Here is a 19,179-nt window from a genome sequence, read left to right as displayed (position 1 = left end):
TTTTTCTCTACGGCCTTTAATTTTTTCTATTTTCGGGTGTTTTACACATCCCGCATTTTTGTCATCGCTTGATCTAAGTCGTTGATCATATCTTCCGGATCTTCCAAGCCGATATAAACACGGATCATCGTACGCATAATTTTCGGGTCACCGACCGTGCGTTTCCCGTAGCTCCTCAGGATCAAGCTCTCAAATCCGCCCCACGAGTAACCCAATCCGAATAGTTTTAAAGAATCCATAAAGCGGTTGATCTGAACATCCGTGTACTGATCCTGAAATTGGAAAGCAAATAATCCGATCGGGCCGGAGTAGTCTCTCTTGTAAATGCGATAGCCGGGATCCTTTTCATAAGCCGGCCAAATCACTTTTTTGACTTCTTCCCGCTTAAGAAGCCAGTCAACCACTTTCCGCGTATGCACGCCCACTGCATCAAGGCGGACTTTCAGAGTGCGTAAGCCGCGGAGGCCTAGGTACACACTTTGCGCCGAGGCGTATTGTCCGGTCATCTTGCAGACGTCTCTCACCTGCTTCCAGTTTTTTTCATTGCAGGTAACCGTGGACATCAACACGTCGCTATGACCGCAGATGTATTTCGTCGCCGAATGCACTACTACATCCACACCGTGCTTCAGCGGCTGGAAATTGAGTGGCGTGGCATAAGTGTTGTCGATCATTGTGACGATGTTGTATTTGCGAGCGACCGCGGCGATTGCCGGAACATCCTGCATTTCAAAGGTATGCGTACCCGGACTTTCCATATAAATCAATCGCGTATTGGGACGAATTAATTTCTCAATACCGGCCCCGATGGTCGGCTCGTAAAACTCTGCTTCCACGCCGAAGTTCTTTAGCAGTACTTCGCAGAACTGGCGCGTAGGACCATAAACCGAATCTGTTACAAGCATGTGATCGCCTGTCTTCAGGAAGGCCATCATCGGAATCGTGCAGCCCGCTAAACCCGTACTAAATGCCCAGGTTCCGGCTCCGCCTTCGAGTTTATTCATGGCGTCATAAAAAGCTTCATGCGTCGGGCCTCCGTCCGTCCCGTAGGTCTGTGCAGTACCGTCGCCGTACAAATGGTTATCGACACGTCCGAACAGATCTTCCATATCATCGTGAAGAATGGTCGAGCCTTCATAGGGCGGCACATTTACATAACCGCCGCTTGCCTCCAAATTGCGGCCGCAATGCGACAAAATGGTTTGCAAACCCGGTTCGTCCTTTGGTTTATTCATATATTCCTCCGTTTTGGATCGCGGTCTATGCTTCTCAACGGTCCACAAACATCTGTTTCAGTTCTTCTGCCACGATATCTCGTAAGGGGGACTCAATCAGCGGATTCCATGCGATAGAAAGGGGCAAACAGGGAGCTGCATCCGTAATTGTTTCTGCCCGGATATATTCAGGCATCCACTGTCTGAAAGATTCCGGCAAGAAAGCGATTCCCTGCCCGCAGCTTACAAATCCCATCTGACGCGGACTGGATTCGACCTCGTGGATGATCCGCGGAGTAAAACCGCCGACTTCCTGACAAAAAACGACGAGACCGTCGAAAAGCCTTGGCGCAATGGAGCGCCGCGTAAATACGAAATCCTCATTCCTCAGGTCTTTGATGGACACTCCGCCCTTGCCGGCTAAATGATGATTTCGATTCAAAAGTACAATTGGCTTCTCATTGATGAGGTTCGCCATCCTTAAGCGCTGATCCGACAAGGTATCGAAAAATGCCATACCGATTAAAACCGTTCCGTCGGTGAGCTCAGTTTCGACCTGATAAGAATCGATTTCTTTCACAAAAAGCGAAATGTTCGGATGCAATGCCGCAAGGCGTTTTTTGAACTCCGGAATAAAGAAAAGCATTGACTCCGTATTGGCGCCGATCGTCAGAATTCCCTGCGCATTTTGCTGCATCTGTTTTACGGAGTAATCCAGAATTTCTGCCTGCCGAACCAGCTGGTCAATCATCGGCATGATTGCATTGCCTTGTGCAGTCGGAGAAACACCTCTAGGCGTTCTCTCCAGCAATTTCATTTTCAGTCTCGCCTCTAATTCATCGATCTGAAGAACAAGCGGAGGAACAGACATGTTCAGGCGTTTTGCCGCCCGCCGAAAACTCTTCTCCTGAGTCACGGCGGCAAACAGCATTAACTGTCTTATGGTGCGGTAATTGAAACAACGACGCATTTTGATGTTAGCAAAAAGGTAATTGAGTGATAAAGATTTTATATCACTTGCGCTCCTAGGCGTGTGCCTTTCTTCCTACACTGACTGGCAACAAAGGAGATAAAAATGTCAGCATCAAGTCTCGGACTCTTTTTCATAGTCGTTTTCATCACATGTGTTACGCCCGGTGCCGGCGTCCTTTATACGTTAAAAAACGCCATTAACTACGGAAAGAACAATGCGTTTCTCTCTCCGACAGGCAACGCAATCGGAGTGCTTTTCATGAGTATTCTTGCCGCGAGCGGCTTAGGAGCTGTCATTCATGAATCCTCTGTCATGTTCTACGGCCTGCAGTTATGCGGATGCTTGCTTCTCTTTTGGTTCGGCTGGAAAAGCTGGACGGCTCCGGTTATTTCGCTTTCTTCATCCATCAAATCTTTTAATCCAAAGGAGTTGAAGCAGGAAAGGATTCATATATTGACGAGCGCTGCTCTTCTGCAGGTCACCAACCCGATGTGTATCGTGTTCCTGCTCTCCTTATTCCCACAGTTTATCGATCCAAAAGGTTCGTACGTCCAACAGGTCTCTTTGATGATTGCCATGTTTGTCATCACTTGCTGGTTTGTTCACATTGCATACAGCTACTCTGCCGCTGCTGCGGCTGACCGCTGGATGACGAAGAGCTTCTCCTTCTGGCTCAACAAAATCAGCGCCTTTCTATTCTGGTTAATTTCTGTTTCAATCCTGGTCAAGATGTTCTAAATCGGACATTTTTGTCAACATCAACTACTTAATTTCTCAAGGATTTTTTACGAACTCTGTGCTCGAAATAGGTTTTTACAAATATTGTGGTAGAAACCCTTAGGGCTTTATGCTAATATTCAGTTGTGGCAATTGAATGTTGTCACTTCTCCTTGGGATTTGAGGTTGAAGCGAGAATCTCCGAAGAGCTTTTCGAGATCCATTTCAGGAACTCAAGTTCTTCTCTCGCTAATTTAGATACCGGCGTCTGAATGATTTATTTCAGACGCCCTTTTTTTGCCCGCCTTTGGTCGGCCGGGTTTGACTGCTCACCGAACGATATGCCGGATGATCCTTGAAGTCGATTTCCCGCGCCCAGGAGTTAGACTCTGCAAAAACTTCCCGATTTAGGTGCCTCGTTCCACAAAAAATGATCCGTTTTTGCTGGGTGATCGTAATTTCAAAAAGTCAATGATTTTTGAATTTTTTCTTTGTAAATTAAATAAATAACGACAACACAGCCCCAAAGCTTTGGTATAGAATTCAACCTTTTCACAGTTTCACAACATACTAGAAAAATGGAAGACTTACCTAAACAGGCTGTCAAAGAACAGCAGAAGGATGAGACCGCTCTCGTCCTTGGCACCCTGCTCAAGGAAGGCGATACGCTGACCAAAAGTCATCTTGCCGATGTTATCTATGAACAGTTTGGGCTCCCTAAACGTTTCTGCAAGGAAATCGTGGATCTTTTCTTCGATGAAGCACTTGAATGCCTCGTTCGCGGCGAAGAACTAAAGCTTTCCAACTTCGGTGTTTTTTCCATCAAGCAGAAAAGCGAGCGTCCGGGACGTAACCCTAAGTCCGGCGAATCCGCCATTATTAAGGCCCGCCAGGTAGTTTCCTTCCACCCGAGCGGTCAGCTTCGTAAAGAAGTTGTCGAAGGCCGTAAGCATGCCGCTATTGCTCTTCAGGCCAGCGGCGCCAGATAAGATCTGAGCTTACTCATTCGCGGAAACTCTTTCCGTGTGAAAAAGACCACAAATTCTGTTCAGGATTGTGGTCTTTTTCTCATATTTGGCGGACTGCCGCTGTGGATCTAATCATTTCTCCGCCAAACTTCAGACACCCGAAGCTACCAAGGCAGCAGTCTTCAATTTTGTGGTCTTTTCTATATATTTTTAGCTGATTTGCCGTACCTTAACAAGTCATTTCCGCCGTCTTTTCTGCTGCATCCTCCAGCCAATTCCGGCAAGCCAACTGCTCTATCCAATTGCTTGGAACGCCTTTTTCTCCCCCGATCCCATAAATTAACCCGGCAATGCCTCCGGCAACCGAGGCCGTTGTGTCGGAATCGTCTCCAAGATCAACGGCTTTCAAGACCGCATATCGATAATTTGTGGTCTTTTCCACACACCAAATGGCGGCCCACAAAGTATCCAGCACAAAGCGGCCGGATTTAATTTCACTTTCAGGGCGCTCACTTAAAAGTCCAAAGGACGGCATCTGAATTAATTCTTTTTCCTCTTGGGACAACGATTTCTCTGCCGTTTCGTAAGCAGTCTTTAGATCCGACCCGCGAACAATCGCGTTGACCAACACATCAAAAAAGCAGCAGGCAACAAGATTTATTGGATGCCGGTGCGTCATACCAACGGCATCATCGAAATTAAAGGTTTTGCGATATTCCTCTCTCAAAAGGCAAAACGGCATGATTCTCATCAGAGCACCGTTTCCGTTAGACATAATGTCCTTAGAGCCGCAGTCAATCGCCTTCTTTCCATAGCAATAGTTCTTGATGGCATGCACCGTACTCTTTCCCGCACCGAAACAGCGCCCGGTGCAGGAAAATTTTCCCATCAAGAACCATTCCATGAAGTTCTGCATGATGGCGTCAAAATCCACCCTCTTTAGGGTTCCGAGACTGTCGAGTTCGGCGAGCGTCAGAGCGGTGTCGTCCGACCACGTTCTTTTTCGATCCGGTTCCGGTGTGTAATCCCAACCCAAACACTTGAAAGACCCTCTTGGTTTTTTCTCATGGGGAACACCTAAAGCATCTCCAACCGCTATCCCGAACAAAGCATTTCTTAAAAATTTCCCCATTTTTGATCCGCCTTTTGAAAACCTAATTTGTGGTCTTTTTCACATATTTTCGATCGCTTCCACAAATATCTTAGTCTTTTACAACGTTGATTCTTGAAATAGCCTATCCTGTATCGCGAAATCGTTTGTCGCAGACAGCGTTCACTGTATTTTTGTTGAATTATTTTTATGACCGATAGTGAAAATAAAGCGCCTTTAAAGAAAAAAGGCGGTGCACGTCCTGGTGCAGGCCGCAAGCCTCTTATCGGCGCAAAAACAACGACCGTCATTCTGACTGAGGATCTTTTAATTCAATTAAAAAGATTAGGAGGCTCTTCCTGGATTCGTTCGCAGATCGCTGCCACGACTAAACCTTCTCCGACCAAAGTTGCAGATGAATTGTTCAATTCGCTCCCTATCCCGGCGGAAGAGATTTCTGTGGAAAAGGCACCGGATAATTCGATGGATCGAGCCGGAATTCATGAGGGAACCGTTCTTTTTCTAAGAAAGAAAGCAAAAGCCCAGGTCGGCAATATCGTTCTTCTTGAATACGCAGGAAAAAAAACACTTCGAAGATTTACTGCTTCCGAGAGAGGTTTTCGACTGGTTCCAGAAAGCTCGGATTCCGGTTTGACGGATTTTATTCTCCCGAGAGGGGCGGAGCTGGCTCATTCCGGCATAGTCGTCTATGTGTTAAGCGAGCCAAAATAGCACCCCGCGCTTTTCTATGAGAAAAAGACCACAACTTTCACAGTCTTGAAAATCACAAAGGCTCGACAAAATGCCGAGCCTTCGCTTGAATTAACGTCGAATCAGATTAGTTGGGAACCTTTCCGATCACACCGTCAACATAGTAATTCATCGTCTGAAGCTGGTCATCCTTCAGAACTTCGCCTGCCTTAGCAGCTTCTTTGCCGTCGTTGGTCTTGATCGGACCCGTAAACGGATGGAATTCACCGCTCTCGATCTTGGCCTTCACTTCTTCCATCTTCTTCACGATATCGGCAGGAATCTTATCGGTGCGAACTCCTTCAAGAGACATTGCGCCGTCTTTGTAGTGCATCCAAACCGGTGTCGGATCCCACTTGCCGTCGATCATCTGCTGGATCTTTTTGGCGTAGTACGGTCCCCAATTCAGCACAAGAGCAGCAATCTGGGCATTCGGAGCAACAGACTTCATGTCGCTGTTGTACGGAATAACCATTTTTCCTGCAGCTTCAGCAGCACTCGCTACAGCACTGGTATTGGTGTGCTGAGTGAGAATGTCCGCCCCTTGACCCAACAGAGTCTTGGCAGAGTCGGTGTCTTTGGGAGGATCGTACCAAGCGTTGGTCCAAATCACCTTTACCTGAATATTCGGATTAACGGATTTGGCACCCAATGTAAAGGCGTTGATACCCTGCAGAACTTCAGGAATCGGGAACGGAGCGACATAACCGATGATGTTGCTCTTAGTTGCACCGCCGGCAAGCATACCGGCCAGATAGCGGCCTTCGTAGAAGCGAATGTTGTAATTCGTCATGTTGGGCGCAGTCTTGTAACCGGTGGCATGCTCGAATTTCACATCCGGGTATTCTTTAGCAAGCTTCTGCATGTAGTTCATGTAGCCGAAGCTGGTTCCGAAAATCAGCTTGTTGCCGTCGGCAACCATCTGACGAATAACTCGTTCTGCGTCAGCAGTTTCAGGAACATTCTCCACGAATGTCGTCGTGACTTTATCTTTACCTACCTTATCAATAGCGTAGATACGGCCGATGTCATGTTGTTTTGTATAGCCAACGTCCGCAATCGGAGCCACATACACAAAACCGACTTTCAGGGGTTCAGCTGCCTTGGACTGAGCGGCAGGAGCTGCCGGTGTTGCCGGTTTAGCCGGGGCAGCCTCTTTTTTGTCTCCGCAGGCGCTCAAAGCAAAAGCGGAAGCAACAGCAGCCGCAGCTGCAACCAGTTTTAAAGACATCTTCACTGTCTTTCTCCTTTAAAGAAAGGTAAACAAAAAATCATCAATGCGGGTTAAACGGCTTTCCGAGAGAAGCCGGCATGTTCAGACGAATCCAAGTCGGATTTCTCGAAATCAGCGCCAAAACGATAATCGTCGCCGCATAAGGCGCCATGGAAATAAACTGAGTCGGAACGGAAATTCCGATACTCTGAAGATTCATCTGCAGCATGGTCATGCCGCCGAACAAGTACGCGCCTAAGAACACTCTGAACGGACGCCAAGTACCGAAGGTCACCAGCGCCAGCGCAATCCAGCCTCTGCCGGCAATCATGCCTTCCACCCATAAGGGTGTATAGATGAGCGACAAATAAGCGCCGGAAAGCCCGATACAGGCTCCGCTGAAAGCCAGCGTCGCGCATCGAATCATCGGAACCGAGTATCCCAAAGCGTTTGCTGAAAACGGCGATTCTCCGACGGCCCTCACCACCAGCCCGGGCCTGGTTCTGAACAAGAAATACCAAACAGCCGGAATCATGAGCAAGGACAAATAAACGATCCAATGCTGGCTGAAAAAAGCTTGTCCGAGGAAAGGGATCTGGTCTAAGAACGGAATGCCGTCAGCCGCTCTTTCAGGGAGCACGGCGCCTTGATAAGGAATGCCGATGTAGGCGGATAAGCCGCCGCCGAAAATCGCTACACCCAAGCCGGATGCCTGCTGATTGGCCCTTAAGCCCACAGCGAAAATGGCAAAGAACAATGCAAACAAAATACCCACTGCAACGGCAGCAATAAATCCGACCGCAAAACTTCCGGTCTCAACCGTTGCCATGTAGCCTGCGATGGCCGCCATCAGCATGATGCCTTCGACGCCTAAGTTCAGGACGCCGGAGCGTTCGGCAACCAAAATTCCCAGCGCTGCAAGCAGCAGCGGCGTGCTTGCATTCATCGTCGTGGCAATTAAAGAAGCTGCAACACTCATGCGGCCCCCTTCGCGGAATTAAATCCGACCCACTTTAATTTGCAGAAAATCAGAGAATCACAAGCCATGATGCAGAAGAGCAAGAGACCTTGGAACACACCCGTCAAAGCAGCCGGCGTTCCGAGTCTGGACTGGGCTAGTTCACCGCCGAGGTAAAAGAGCGCCATGATGAAAGCTGCAGGAATGGTTCCGAGTGGTTTTAAGCGCCCCACAAAAGCCACAATAATCGCGGCAAAGCCGTATCCCGGGGAGATCTTGGGCGTGAGCTGTCCGATCGGACCGCAGATTTCGATCACACCGGCCAATCCGGCTAAAGCACCGGAAAGAAGCAACACAAAATAAATAATGGCTCGATTGGAGAAGCCCGCGTAAGCAGCTGCCTTAGGCGCCATGCCGGAAACGCGCACCTGGAAACCGATAAACATCTTCGACATGATGAGCCAGATGCCGAACAAGGCAAAGCAAACGAGAGCCCCACCCCAGTGCATTCGGGTACCCGGAATCATGATCGGGAGCGTGGCTGCCATCTCAAACATCGGACTTTGCGGGAATCCCAAGCCCTGAGGATCTCGCAGCGGGGACTGAACCGCCCAGGAAAGGAAAAGCTCGGCAATATAGACGAGCATCAGAGAAACTAAGATTTCATTGGCATTGCATTTGTCTTTGAGCCAGGCCACGATGCCGGCGTATAACGCACCGCCGACCATCGCAGCCAGGATGACCCAAATCATGTAGAGCTGAGAGGCTTCGGGGCTAGCCTGCAATGCAACCACGCCGCCGGCAAGCGCGCCAACAATTAATTGGCCTTCCGCACCGATGTTCCACACGTTTGCTCGGTAGCAAACCAATAGGCCCAATGCACAGAGAATGAGCGGCGTCATTTTTACGCCTAACTCTCCCCAGCCCCGCAGTGTGAGCAAAGGCTCGACAATAAACACGTACATGGAATGCATCGGATCTTTGCCCATCCCGGCAAAAATCAAGCATCCGATCAAAAGCGTCAAGAGAACCGCAATAAACGGAGACGCCGCAGAAAGAAAGCGGCTCGGACGCTGGCGGTTATAGAGTGCTAAAGGAAAATTCATCACTGCTCCTTCGCTTCAGGCCAAAGGCCGGACATCCATCGACCGATCTCTTCAACGCTGACATCTTTTGTTTTGACTTGAGGAGAAATTTTGCCTTCGCTCATCACAACCAATTCATCACAAATTTCAAACAGTTCGTCGAGTTCTTCACTGACCACTAAAATCGCGCTCCCGCCGCTCCTCTGACGGATTAAGGCATTGCGGATAAGCGTTGCGGCGCCCGCGTCCACACCCCAAGTCGGCTGATTCAAAACCATCACCTTCGGGTTATGAAGCAGCTCTCGACCCACAATAAATTTCTGCAGATTTCCGCCGGAAAGGCTTTCAGCCGGAGCTTTGGGACCGCCGCAGCGGACATGGAATTTTTCAATAATCGAACGCGTAAAGCGCGCGATCATCTTGTTGCGCATAAAACCTTTGGCTAAGAACAAATTACTGGTCAGCAGCGTGTTGCTTTCCAAGGACATTTCCGGAACAGTCGCTTCACCCAAGCGCTGTTCGGGCACATAGCGCAGACCTAAAGCGCGTCTGTGTTTAACGCGAAGGTCTCCGGCAAAAGAGCCGACGATAGAAATACAGTTTTTGGGCAGCAGTACTTCGCCGCTGATTGCCTTCATAAGCTCTGCCTGGCCGTTTCCGGAGATACCGGCCACGCCGACGATTCGGCCGCAGGGAACGTTAATCTTGCCGTAGAGCGGGTAGCGGCTCTTAAAGCCAACCTCTTCACCTTGGAAACAGACTTCCAAACCGGGATGCGGTTTGATTTCCGGTCGAGGCATGATTTCAGGAAGGTCGCTGCCGATCATAAGCTTGGCGAGCTCCTGCTCGGTCATTTCCTGAGGATTGATGTTGGCTGCCACCTCACCGCTGCGAATCACCGTACAGTGTTTGGAAAGTTCACGAATTTCATTGAGCTTATGCGTAATGAAGATGATGGAAACGCCTTCGGAAGACAGCTGGCGCAGGGTTTTAAAGAGGGCCTGTAGCGCGAGAGGAGAAAGAACCGAGGTCGGTTCATCAAGAATCAAAAGCTTCGGATTGGTTAATAGCGCGCGGAGAATTTCCACTCTTTGCCGCTCGCCCATGGAGAGATCATTAACAATCGCGTTCGGATCAACTTCGATGCCGTAATGGCGGCTTTTTTCAATAATCTCTTTTTCTAATTCTTTAGGATCTGTGCCTTCAGGCATTCCCAAAAGAATATTTTCTTTAGCAGTCAGTGTCTCAAACAAGACAAAGTGCTGAAACACCATCGCGATTCCGAGTTCGCGCGCGTCCGCAGGAGACGAGATATTAACTTTTCGTCCGTCAAAATAAATCTCGCCCTCATCGGGCGTGACAGATCCGAAGATAATCTTCATCAGGGTACTTTTGCCTGCTCCGTTTTCTCCGAGCACGGACAAAATTTCCCCCGGCATTACCTCAAGCGATATTGCGTCATTCGCAACGGTTGACCCGTATCGCTTGGTGACGTTTACCAATTTAAGTCTTGGAATCATTTGGAAGCCCTGATCGAAGGCCGTATTTTAACAAACGGTTGTACCTCATTCGGCCGATGGCGGTGGCTTTGCAACAAAAATTAAGGGAGGCCCTCGGCCCCCCTCTGCGAGTTCAAAAGATTAGTCGATGAATGTTGCTGCGAACAGTCCAATGACGACGACTGAGACAAGCGTCAGAACCGCACCGGCAGAAACCATCTGCATAATCTTGATGCGTCCGGTACTGAACACGATCGCATTCGGAGGCGTTCCGACCGGCATCATGAATGCGCAGGATGCAGACAGAGCCGTCACCATCAGCAGCTGCTCGGCAGGCACGCCCATCGGAACAGCCGCGGAAGCCAGGAGCGGCATGAGTGTTGCGGCAAGCGCCGTGTTGGACGTAAAGTTACTTGCCAGCATCACGAGCAAGCTCACACCGATGAGAATTGCCCAGCGCGGAAGTCCGGCTAGAATGCCTGCGTTTGCGCTGATAATCTGACCGCATTCCGTAATCTGCAGACCGGCAGCCATGGAAAGACCGCCGCCGAACAAGAGCAGAACGCCCCAGGGCAGCTCTTTCATATCCGACCAATCCAAAACCATATGGTCTCTGTTCACAGGGATACAGAACAGCACGATGGCGCAGATCATCGCAATTGCGGCGTCAGAGAGCGAAGCAAACGGCCTTGTGCCGCCGAAATCCAGACCTCTTAACACACCGCCGAAGGACCACAGAAGGATCGCAGAGCAGAAGACGATCAGAACGATCATTTCGCCCTTGCCGATCGGTCCTAATTTATTCAATTCGGACTGAACCCACTGAGCGCCGCCTTCGATTTCCTTCATGGTCTTACGGAAGAGAACCTTAGTCAGAAGGAACCAGCACAGCGGAAGCAGAATAAGTGTAAGCGGCATGCCATACTTCATCCAATGCGCAAGCGAAATCGGATCATTGAAGTTCTGCTCCATAAAACGCGCAAAAATGCCGTTAGGAGGCGAACCGATAATAGTGGCCATACCGCCGATAGAGGCACCATAGGCAACAGCAAGCAGCATGGCGACGCTGAAGTTTTCTTCTTCCTGGTCGATCGGACCGCCGGCTTTTTTAGCTCGCACTAAGGAAAGAACGGCCATCGCAATCGGAACCATCATGGCCGCGGTTGCCGTGTTGGATACCCACATGGAAAGCACACCGCTCGCCAAGAGGAAACCGCCCACAATCGCAGGCGCCTTGGTACCTACGAGTTTTAATGTGGTTAAAGCAATGCGCTTATCCAGACGCCAGCGCTGAACGGCAATCGCCAGAATAAAACCGCCCATGAACAGGAAAATCGTACCTGATGCGTACGGCGCCATTGCCTGCGCAGGTTTAGCGATCCCTAATAGGGGAAAGAGCGGAATGGGAAGAAGCGAAGTCACCGGAATCGGAACCGGTTCAAAAAGCCACCAAAGGACCATCCAAACCACGACGGCCAAACAAGCTTTGGCGTGAGGATTAAAAGGAAGGACTTGGTTATGGATATCCGTATAAGTGTTCGGAAGTATCCAATAAATAATAAGGGCAATAATTGGTGCCCCTAAAAGAAAAAAGCGTTTCACGCCGGGCGGAAACGAACCGATTTCTGCTGCTGCCATAAGTTTCTCACTTGGTTAGGCTGATAATTTGTCGTAAGTGTATACCGCATCTATATAATACTTTCCAAAACGGACACAAAATCTTACAGGCTCTTATGGACAACACTACCCAAGAAGTTGAGGACTTTCTTCGTACACACAACATTCCGTTCAAAGCCTTGAATCACTTACCCATCACGACCTGTGAGGAAGGGTTAAAAATTGCAAAAGAGTTTGGTTCTACGTGCTGTAAGACGCTTTTAGTTAAGAATAAGAAACAATTTTTTCTCTTTGTGATACCGGGGGAAGAACGATTTAATGCCAAACAAGCGGCCGCATTTTTGAAAAGCAGTCACCTTTCTTTTGCCTCTCCCGAGGATTTGTCCCGACTCATGCACACCTTCCCGGGCGCCGTTTCTTTACTTGGTCTGATCTTTGATCAAAACAAAGAAATTTCGCTCTACATCGACAGCAGAATCTTGAACGCGGAACATATTGACTGCCACCCATGCACCAATGACCGAAGCCTCATCCTCTCGGTGAAAGATGTGCTGGAAAAGTTCCTGCCTTCTTTAGGCGTGTCTTATTTCGAATTCCAGTCGGGCTCTTTGAACGGCGAAAGTAAGTAAACACTGCGTCGTGTTCCTTTGATCGGCGGCAACTCTCTTCTCTGAAGCAGGAAATCCTCCCCTGTATCCTTGGTCTTGAGGATTTTTTCTTCTGACATGCCGTGAAGGTTAAATCCGAAATTGTCTTCTTCAAACTTTTCTTTGAGCATTTGAGCGAAATTCGCTCCGGCTACTGCTTTGTTAAAGAACTTAGAGGCGGACTGATTTAAGAAACGAACAAAGCCGTTTTCATCCACAATGGCCATCGGAGACGGCAGAAGGGTAATCAGCGCCTGCAGGAATTCATATTGTTCTTTAAGAAGCTCGACTTCTTTTTGGACATCAGATTCGCTCAGTTCACTAAGCGCGCCTTCGGATTTCTGGTGAGATTTCAATTTCACCAACAAGCGGCAGAAAGCTTTCTGAAGCTCAACGAGTTCTTCGGGATGATGGACTTTTTCCGCTTCAGTCGGAACGGCGTTGCCTTCTCTCACCTGCTCAATGAGTTTATTAACAGACTCGGTCAAGGGACGAACAGAGTAGGAAGCCAAAATAAACGTTACTAGCAAAAGGAAGAAGAAGATCAGGCTGTTTGTCGCCGCCATCGAGATGATTGCTGATTCTCTATCCTCTTCCTTCTTAAAAACACCGACGTACCAGCCAAGCCCCGGTATCTCTCTGATCGCGCCGACTAAATCAGACGCATCGTTCCTGGATAAAACCTGAGCGTTTTCTTTATTTGCGACGAGTTCTTTTAAAACCTTGGAAGGAATCAAGGGTTCCGGAGAATTAACATGATCGGTCGCGTAGATAGGCGCACCCTTCTTGTCCAAGATATATACAGCGCTGTCCTGAATATCTAAGCCTGATACCACATCTTCGTACAGACTCTTTAAATCAAGAGCAGAGACTGCATAACCGATGATCTTTCCGGACTTGTTTATTGCCGGCGCACAAATATTCACAATGGGAACGTTTGCCGCACCGGTCGCCATAATGACGTCAGATATATAAACCGAGTCCCGATTGCGGATGTGACTCCAATGATCCCTATTTGTGTGAGACACGCCCTCATTACTTTCATTCCGTGCATTCTTAGGAGGCTCAAAAACGATGACGTCTCCATTCACATCACCGTAGTGGATGTTTAAGAAATACGGAACTTCCGTCAAAATGCTTTTTAGGATGGCTCGTAAGGCTGATTTGTCCTCTGTCCCATAGACTTGCAGTGTGCTTGCAGACATCACAACGAGGGTTTTCGCGGAATCAACTCTATTTTTAATATTGTTGGACAGTGCTAACGCATCTTCCACCAGGAGGAGATCATCTTTGCGGATCTCCTGCTCAATCATCCGGTACTGAGAGTAGCTCAACACCAGCAGCGGCAAGGTAATTGTAAGAGCCAACAAATAGAAGATGTAGTTTCTGAGACGCACAGGCCGCATTTATGTTCCTCGTCTTTTTCTGTTGGGTCGTCTTACCGGGGTGAGTCCTAATTATTCTAGCGAATTTTCGCTTTTTCCATCTTATGTATTTTCTTGAAAAATCGCCACCGCCTAGAGGCCGAAACTACCCAATCATTTTGGAGGAAAAGACAGCCAGCGATCCTCTGTAATTGAGAGACTGATTTCATTTAACACATTGGAGGACACACTGGTATGTCTCATGCAAAAATCGGCCGCTTCAGCAAAAAGCAAATATTTGAATTACCCGACGGCACCCATCGATTAGAGCCTCATCTATACGTACGAGTTCGGGGCAACGGAAGATATCGAAATTATTTTTTTCGCTATCTCGATCCTAAAGGCCGCGTCTGCGATTTAGCACTCGGAAGCGCCAGTAAAAAGCCGTTATCGGAAGTAAAACAATTTGCTTTTCTGTTAAAAACATCACTTCAATTCAGCGGAAAGGCTTCTGCATTAATGGAAGCCAAACAACATCCGGTTCTTTTTAAAGACTATGCACAGCGAGTCATCGAAATCTTAGCCTCGGTTCGACTATGGAAAAATCCGGCTCAAAAGCAGTCTTGGAGCTCGTCTATAAGCACTTATGCCTTTCCCGTCATTGGGGAAAAATTCATCGATGAAATCGACCGAAAAGACATCCTAAAAATACTTCGTCCCATATGGATAAACAAAACGATGACCGCCTCCCGGGTAAGGGGGAGGTTAGAGAAAATTTTCGCTTATGCGATCAATGAGAACCTATATATTGGGAACAACCCAGCTTCCTGGAAAGGAAACCTCGACTTATTTCTTCCTCCCGCAAATAAATGCAATTCAACCCAGCATTTCAAATCTCTTTCCTTTACGGAATTAAAAGCCATCATTCCCAAACTACAACAAGAGAGTTCTATCGGGGCAAAAGCCCTGCTGTTCGGCGTTCTTACTGCAACCCGCACTGTTGAATTTACTCAAGCCCATTGGAGAGAGATAAGCTGGAAAGAGAAAGTTTGGCTTTGCCCTCCATCGCGTCGAAAAGACGGCAAAGAATTTCCGTTCAGAGTTCCGCTATCTCAGCAAGTCATCTCATTATTAAAGGAAATTAGAAAAGAATCGAAGGGAGAATTCATATTTTCTGTAGACGGAAAGACGCCGATACGTCGGGAAACGCCAAGGAAATTTTTGAGGACTGCATTAAATCAGGCGTGCACCATGCACGGAATGCGTTCGACCTTCAGAGATTGGTGCGCTGAAAACGATATTGACAATGAAGCAGCCGAGAAATCGCTCATGCACACCACCGGAACGCAAACAACTTTAGCTTATCAACGAAGCGATCTTTTGGATAGAAGACGAGTCGTGATGCAGCTTTGGGCTGATGCACTTTTTGACGACGAAAAAGCCAAAATACATAAAGCTGATTTGTTGTAAAACAACAACTTTTTATTGATTGAACATATTGTTTTTCATTTAAAAGTGTTGTTTTTGCGTAAATACAACAGATTTTGTTGCTTGCATGTCTCGTTTTTATCAGAATGACGGTGCAGATAAATTCTTGCTAGGAATTTGAACTTTCTGCAAGTTTTATAACTTCAATTGGAGTACTACTCAAATGAAAAAGACACTTATCGCTGCCGCTGTGATGGCTGCTTCCGGCGTTGCTTTTGCTGCTTCTAACGTTACTTTGTATGGCGTTATTGAAGAAGGCGTGGTCGTTTCCAAAGCCAAGCATAAAGATACAATGGTTGACCTAAAGGCTGGCTTTGACTCTGGCAACCGTTGGGGTATCAAGGGCGTTGAAGACCTCGGCAACGGATACAGCGTTGGTTTCATCCTTGAACAAGGTTTTACAGCCGACAATGGCGATGAAGGCGTTGAAGGGAAAGCGTTTAATCGTGAATCCATCCTTTACGTTAACGGCGGTTTTGGCTCTCTAGCTTTCGGCCGCACCGGTGGTCTGGCGTTTGCTCAGTCTCAGAACATTCGTACAGGCTGGGTATTCGGAACTGGCTACGGTTCTTCAGCTTGGAATGCTATCGATTTCGTCGCAAAACGTATGAATAATGTTGTTTCCTACGCTACTCCTGTCTTCTCTGGGTTCAGCGTTCATGCAATGTATTCCAACAGCGGTTCCAACGAACTCGCCAATGACGATAAGAAGTGGTCTGAAAATGGTCACTACTATGGTATCGGTGTTAAATACAACGCTAATAACATTCTTTCCAGCTTAATTTTTGAAGCCGCTCAAAATAAAAATGTTGTAGCACCTGGTAACAGTAATGCTAAGTATGGTATCAACTATGGTTTGGAATGGAGCCTTGGCGCCATTACTCCGATGTTTGGTTACCAGTACGTTTGGCAGGATGGCGGCAATAAGGATCATCAATTTGGTCTGAGTGCTAAGGCTCCAGTTGCTGGTGGCACGGTTAAGGTTGGTGCTCGTTACACATTCGGTAAGAATGACGGTGCGGCAGCTAATGAAGAAGACAAGCACAATGCTTGGTTGATCGGCGCTGCTTACGAATATCCGCTGAGCAAACGTACTATCGTCAAGTCCTACGCTGGCTATGCAGATGGCGGCAAGGCTTGGAAGAATGAAGGCACAACGGCATACAATGGCTACCAGGTCTACCTCGGCCTTTGCCACTCCTTCTAATCTGATTTAACCTCAGATTATTTGCTGGCCTCCTTCGGGAGGCCTTTTTTATATGGTCTTCAATTGTTGCTAGGAATTTGAACTTTCTGCAAGTTTTATAACTTCAATTGGAGTACTACTCAAATGAAAAAAACACTTATCGCTGCTGCTGTAATGGCTGCTTCCGGCGTTGCATTTGCTGCTTCTAACGTAACTCTTTATGGCGTTATTGAAGAAGGTGTCGTCCTCGAAAAAGCCAAACATGGCGACACATTAGTTAAGTTGCAGTCCGGTTTCGACCAGGGCTCTCGCTGGGGTATCAAAGGTGTTGAAGACCTCGGAAACGGTTACGCAGTTGGTTTTATCCTCGAACAGGGATTTAATGCGGACAGCGGTAACGAAAGCGTTGCAGGAAAAGCTTTCAGCCGTGAATCTTTCCTTTACTTAACTGGCGATTTTGGCCGCTTCGGTTTTGGCCGTACAGGCACCTTGGCCTCTGGTGCACAGTCCAACAATATTCTGACTGGATGGGCACTTGGTACAGGTTATGGTCTAAGTTCTTGGACAAGTGCGATCGGCACATCTTTCAGCAGAGTTGACAACGCTGTTGCCTACCAGACCCCCTCCTTTGGCGGTTTCAAGATTAGCGCCATGTATTCTAACGGTACCACTGGCGATGACGCTAAGTGGTCTAAAAATAACCACTACTATGGCGTAGGCGCTCTCTACAATGCGAACGCCATCAAGTCCAGCTTGATTTTCGAGGCAGTTGATCACAAGAACACTGCAGATCCTAAAGAAAAGACCTCTTATGTCATCAACTACGGTTTGGAATACAACCTTGGCCAGTGGACACCGATGTTTGCTTATCAGTGGGCAAATCAGGATGAAGGCAAGAAGACACATATGTTTGGTCTAAGCGCCAAGGTTGCTGTCGGCGGCGGTGATGCTCTTCTCGGCGCTCGCTATCTCTTTGGTAAGGACAAATCTCTTGAAGCAGGCGATGACAAGGTTCGTTCCTGGAATGTCGGTGCGGCTTACGTTTATCCGCTCAGCAAACGCACTGCTGTCAAAGCCTACGCCGGCTACGGCGATTCTTCCAAGGCCTGGAAGGATACAGAACAAGTCGTGTACAACGGCTACCAGGTCTACTTCGGCCTCCGTCATTCTTTCTAAGAGTCTAAGTGTAGCTTAGCAAGACCCCCTCTAACATCTTTGTAGAGGGGTTTTTCAAATCTGTTAGGAGAAATCATGAGAACAAAAATTTTAGTAGCAGCATTACTTTCAAGCTTTGCTTCCTTATCCTTTGCGGCCTCTAACGTTACACTTTATGGTCAATTGGACGAAGGCTTGGTCGTTGGGAAGGCCAAACACTCCTCTACCACGGCAACTCTTAAATCTGGCTTCGTGGGAATGTCGCGTTGGGGTATCAAAGGTGTTGAAGACCTTGGTAACGGTTACAGCGTAGGTTTCACATTAGAACAGGGTTTTTTGGCTGACTCCGGAGCTGAACATACTTCTGGTCTTGCCTTCAGTCGTGAGTCTTTAATGAGAATAACCGGCCCTTTCGGCCAAGTCGCTCTTGGTAGAATGGGGGCCCTTGGCTTTGCTCAGTCAACTGCCATCCTCCGTGGATGGGCATTCGGCACTTCATGGGGTGCCAGCGCTTGGAGCGTCGGTAACGTTCATTTTGGTCGTTTAAACAACGCGGTCAACTATGTCACTCCCTCCTTCTCTGGTCTAACTCTGCACGCCACTTACTCTAACGGTACAGCAACAGATGACAACAAATGGTCTGACAATGCTCACTACTACGGTGTTGGTGCAAAATATACAGCTCATAACATTGATGCCAGCATTATTTTTGAAGCTAAAGATAACAAAGGCGTAGCACTACTGGAAGAAAAGCAGAAGGCTCTTTATCACATTACGGCCGGAGGCACATACAACTTCAACGGAGTCAAACCCGGAGTGATTTACCAGTACGCCACACAAGAAGACTATTACCATCAGCATGCATTCGGCCTTTCTGTAACAGCCCCTCTAGCTGGTGGTTCAGCTAAATTGGGCGCCAAGTACCTTCTTCGCAAATACGACAGCCATTATGTCGATCTTGCAGCCCTCTCCGAAAAGAAGGCAAGTGTTTGGACTGTTGGAGCAGGTTATGAATATCCATTCAGCAAACGCACCAACCTTTGGACATACGCAGGTTATGCCGATGGTGCTAAAGGCTGGAAAAACGAAGCTGATGTAAATTACAACGGTTGGCAGGTGGGCTTAGGTCTTCTCCATAAGTTCTAAGTTATTCATTGTCAGAGCTATTGGCGCGAAAGAAAATCCATTTCTTTCGCGCTTTTTCGATACCCGACTACTGCGAAGAATCGAGTAGGGGAAGCTTTCACCTACCCCT

Annotated in this window: 17 protein-coding genes; 8 read left to right on the top strand and 9 right to left on the bottom strand. The window is 48.0% G+C overall.

Annotated elements, in window-relative coordinates; translation table 11 throughout:
* Window positions 1-41 precede the first annotated feature (41 nt).
* Together metC and HMPREF9439_RS05010 are read right to left on the bottom strand one after the other, a co-directional pair.
* Window positions 42-1,235 (bottom strand): cystathionine beta-lyase, encoded by a 1,194-nt coding sequence (gene metC / locus HMPREF9439_RS05015; protein WP_008812393.1) that lies wholly within the window; start codon window positions 1,233-1,235, stop codon window positions 42-44.
* Window positions 1,236-1,269: 34 nt separating this feature from the next.
* On the bottom strand, window positions 1,270-2,184 hold the full coding sequence (locus HMPREF9439_RS05010; protein ID WP_040603425.1) for a LysR family transcriptional regulator: 915 nt from the start codon (window positions 2,182-2,184) through the stop codon (window positions 1,270-1,272).
* 105 nt (window positions 2,185-2,289) lie between these two features.
* Between HMPREF9439_RS05010 and HMPREF9439_RS05005 the strand changes: the two genes are divergently transcribed.
* Window positions 2,290-2,925: a LysE family translocator gene (locus tag HMPREF9439_RS05005; protein WP_008812395.1), complete on the top strand. Its 636-nt coding sequence runs from the start codon at window positions 2,290-2,292 to the stop codon at window positions 2,923-2,925.
* Window positions 2,926-3,482: 557 nt separating this feature from the next.
* Window positions 3,483-3,893, top strand: coding sequence for an integration host factor subunit alpha (locus tag HMPREF9439_RS05000; RefSeq protein WP_008812396.1), 411 nt, complete (start codon window positions 3,483-3,485; stop codon window positions 3,891-3,893).
* A gap of 208 nt (window positions 3,894-4,101) precedes the next feature.
* Here HMPREF9439_RS05000 and HMPREF9439_RS04995 read toward each other — a convergent pair whose 3' ends face one another.
* On the bottom strand, window positions 4,102-5,004 hold the full coding sequence (locus tag HMPREF9439_RS04995; RefSeq protein WP_008812397.1) for an ADP-ribosylglycohydrolase family protein: 903 nt from the start codon (window positions 5,002-5,004) through the stop codon (window positions 4,102-4,104).
* A gap of 168 nt (window positions 5,005-5,172) precedes the next feature.
* Between HMPREF9439_RS04995 and HMPREF9439_RS04990 the strand changes: the two genes are divergently transcribed.
* Window positions 5,173-5,694 carry a S24 family peptidase gene (locus tag HMPREF9439_RS04990; protein WP_008812398.1) on the top strand — a complete coding sequence of 174 codons (522 nt, stop codon included), beginning with the start codon at window positions 5,173-5,175 and terminating at the stop codon, window positions 5,692-5,694.
* A gap of 106 nt (window positions 5,695-5,800) precedes the next feature.
* On the opposite strand, the gene HMPREF9439_RS04985 is transcribed toward HMPREF9439_RS04990, so the two are convergent.
* The 5 genes from HMPREF9439_RS04985 to HMPREF9439_RS04965 form a co-directional block, all read right to left on the bottom strand.
* Window positions 5,801-6,943: a BMP family ABC transporter substrate-binding protein gene (locus tag HMPREF9439_RS04985; RefSeq protein WP_008863980.1), complete on the bottom strand. Its 1,143-nt coding sequence runs from the start codon at window positions 6,941-6,943 to the stop codon at window positions 5,801-5,803.
* Window positions 6,944-6,986: 43 nt separating this feature from the next.
* Entirely contained in the window at window positions 6,987-7,904 is a 918-nt protein-coding gene (locus HMPREF9439_RS04980; RefSeq protein WP_008812400.1) for an ABC transporter permease, read from the bottom strand.
* Entirely contained in the window at window positions 7,901-8,989 is a 1,089-nt protein-coding gene (locus tag HMPREF9439_RS04975; protein WP_008863979.1) for an ABC transporter permease, read from the bottom strand. Before HMPREF9439_RS04975 ends, HMPREF9439_RS04980 begins: the two co-directional genes overlap by 4 nt.
* Window positions 8,989-10,488 carry an ABC transporter ATP-binding protein gene (locus tag HMPREF9439_RS04970; RefSeq protein WP_008812402.1) on the bottom strand — a complete coding sequence of 500 codons (1,500 nt, stop codon included), beginning with the start codon at window positions 10,486-10,488 and terminating at the stop codon, window positions 8,989-8,991. The genes HMPREF9439_RS04975 and HMPREF9439_RS04970 overlap by 1 nt, the downstream gene beginning before the upstream one ends.
* A gap of 120 nt (window positions 10,489-10,608) precedes the next feature.
* Window positions 10,609-12,105, bottom strand: a complete 1,497-nt coding sequence (locus tag HMPREF9439_RS04965) for an SLC13 family permease (protein WP_008812403.1) — start codon at window positions 12,103-12,105, stop codon at window positions 10,609-10,611.
* Window positions 12,106-12,200: 95 nt separating this feature from the next.
* Here HMPREF9439_RS04965 and HMPREF9439_RS04960 point away from each other — a divergent pair, with 95 nt between their 5' ends.
* Complete coding sequence (locus HMPREF9439_RS04960) at window positions 12,201-12,713, top strand: YbaK/EbsC family protein (RefSeq protein ID WP_008812404.1); 513 nt, start codon at window positions 12,201-12,203, stop codon at window positions 12,711-12,713.
* On the opposite strand, the gene HMPREF9439_RS04955 is transcribed toward HMPREF9439_RS04960, so the two are convergent.
* Complete coding sequence (locus HMPREF9439_RS04955) at window positions 12,668-14,137, bottom strand: cache domain-containing protein (protein WP_008863977.1); 1,470 nt, start codon at window positions 14,135-14,137, stop codon at window positions 12,668-12,670. The two genes, HMPREF9439_RS04960 and HMPREF9439_RS04955, sit on opposite strands and share 46 nt — an antisense overlap.
* Before the next feature lie 213 nt (window positions 14,138-14,350).
* Here HMPREF9439_RS04955 and HMPREF9439_RS04950 point away from each other — a divergent pair, with 213 nt between their 5' ends.
* The 4 genes from HMPREF9439_RS04950 to HMPREF9439_RS04935 all read left to right on the top strand — a co-directional run bounded on the left by HMPREF9439_RS04950 (window position 14,351) and on the right by HMPREF9439_RS04935 (window position 19,070).
* Window positions 14,351-15,565 (top strand): tyrosine-type recombinase/integrase, encoded by a 1,215-nt coding sequence (locus HMPREF9439_RS04950; protein WP_008812406.1) that lies wholly within the window; start codon window positions 14,351-14,353, stop codon window positions 15,563-15,565.
* Between the two features lie 181 nt (window positions 15,566-15,746).
* Window positions 15,747-16,790 (top strand): porin, encoded by a 1,044-nt coding sequence (locus HMPREF9439_RS04945; protein WP_008863976.1) that lies wholly within the window; start codon window positions 15,747-15,749, stop codon window positions 16,788-16,790.
* A 123-nt stretch (window positions 16,791-16,913) separates the two neighbouring features.
* Window positions 16,914-17,945: a porin gene (locus tag HMPREF9439_RS04940; protein ID WP_008812414.1), complete on the top strand. Its 1,032-nt coding sequence runs from the start codon at window positions 16,914-16,916 to the stop codon at window positions 17,943-17,945.
* A 75-nt stretch (window positions 17,946-18,020) separates the two neighbouring features.
* Complete coding sequence (locus HMPREF9439_RS04935; protein WP_008812413.1) at window positions 18,021-19,070, top strand: porin; 1,050 nt, start codon at window positions 18,021-18,023, stop codon at window positions 19,068-19,070.
* The last annotated feature ends 109 nt before the right edge of the window (window positions 19,071-19,179 follow it).

The organism is Parasutterella excrementihominis YIT 11859 (assembly GCF_000205025.1).
GTDB lineage: Bacteria > Pseudomonadota > Gammaproteobacteria > Burkholderiales > Burkholderiaceae_F > Parasutterella > Parasutterella excrementihominis.
The sequence above is the reverse complement of the archived record's forward strand: the minus strand, read 5'-3'. Positions and strand labels throughout refer to the sequence as shown.

Excerpts from the sequence above, each read along its gene's own strand:
- metC (WP_008812393.1), bottom strand. The coding sequence starts at position 1,235 with ATGAATAAACCAAAGGACGAACCGGGTTTGCAAACCATTTTGTCGCAT.
- HMPREF9439_RS05010 (WP_040603425.1), bottom strand. The coding sequence starts at position 2,184 with ATGCGTCGTTGTTTCAATTACCGCACCATAAGACAGTTAATGCTGTTT.
- HMPREF9439_RS05005 (WP_008812395.1), top strand. The coding sequence starts at position 2,290 with ATGTCAGCATCAAGTCTCGGACTCTTTTTCATAGTCGTTTTCATCACA.
- HMPREF9439_RS05000 (WP_008812396.1), top strand. The coding sequence starts at position 3,483 with ATGGAAGACTTACCTAAACAGGCTGTCAAAGAACAGCAGAAGGATGAG.
- HMPREF9439_RS04995 (WP_008812397.1), bottom strand. The coding sequence starts at position 5,004 with ATGGGGAAATTTTTAAGAAATGCTTTGTTCGGGATAGCGGTTGGAGAT.
- HMPREF9439_RS04990 (WP_008812398.1), top strand. The coding sequence starts at position 5,173 with ATGACCGATAGTGAAAATAAAGCGCCTTTAAAGAAAAAAGGCGGTGCA.
- HMPREF9439_RS04985 (WP_008863980.1), bottom strand. The coding sequence starts at position 6,943 with ATGTCTTTAAAACTGGTTGCAGCTGCGGCTGCTGTTGCTTCCGCTTTT.
- HMPREF9439_RS04980 (WP_008812400.1), bottom strand. The coding sequence starts at position 7,904 with ATGAGTGTTGCAGCTTCTTTAATTGCCACGACGATGAATGCAAGCACG.
- HMPREF9439_RS04975 (WP_008863979.1), bottom strand. The coding sequence starts at position 8,989 with ATGAATTTTCCTTTAGCACTCTATAACCGCCAGCGTCCGAGCCGCTTT.
- HMPREF9439_RS04970 (WP_008812402.1), bottom strand. The coding sequence starts at position 10,488 with ATGATTCCAAGACTTAAATTGGTAAACGTCACCAAGCGATACGGGTCA.
- HMPREF9439_RS04965 (WP_008812403.1), bottom strand. The coding sequence starts at position 12,105 with ATGGCAGCAGCAGAAATCGGTTCGTTTCCGCCCGGCGTGAAACGCTTT.
- HMPREF9439_RS04960 (WP_008812404.1), top strand. The coding sequence starts at position 12,201 with ATGGACAACACTACCCAAGAAGTTGAGGACTTTCTTCGTACACACAAC.
- HMPREF9439_RS04955 (WP_008863977.1), bottom strand. The coding sequence starts at position 14,137 with ATGCGGCCTGTGCGTCTCAGAAACTACATCTTCTATTTGTTGGCTCTT.
- HMPREF9439_RS04950 (WP_008812406.1), top strand. The coding sequence starts at position 14,351 with ATGTCTCATGCAAAAATCGGCCGCTTCAGCAAAAAGCAAATATTTGAA.
- HMPREF9439_RS04945 (WP_008863976.1), top strand. The coding sequence starts at position 15,747 with ATGAAAAAGACACTTATCGCTGCCGCTGTGATGGCTGCTTCCGGCGTT.
- HMPREF9439_RS04940 (WP_008812414.1), top strand. The coding sequence starts at position 16,914 with ATGAAAAAAACACTTATCGCTGCTGCTGTAATGGCTGCTTCCGGCGTT.
- HMPREF9439_RS04935 (WP_008812413.1), top strand. The coding sequence starts at position 18,021 with ATGAGAACAAAAATTTTAGTAGCAGCATTACTTTCAAGCTTTGCTTCC.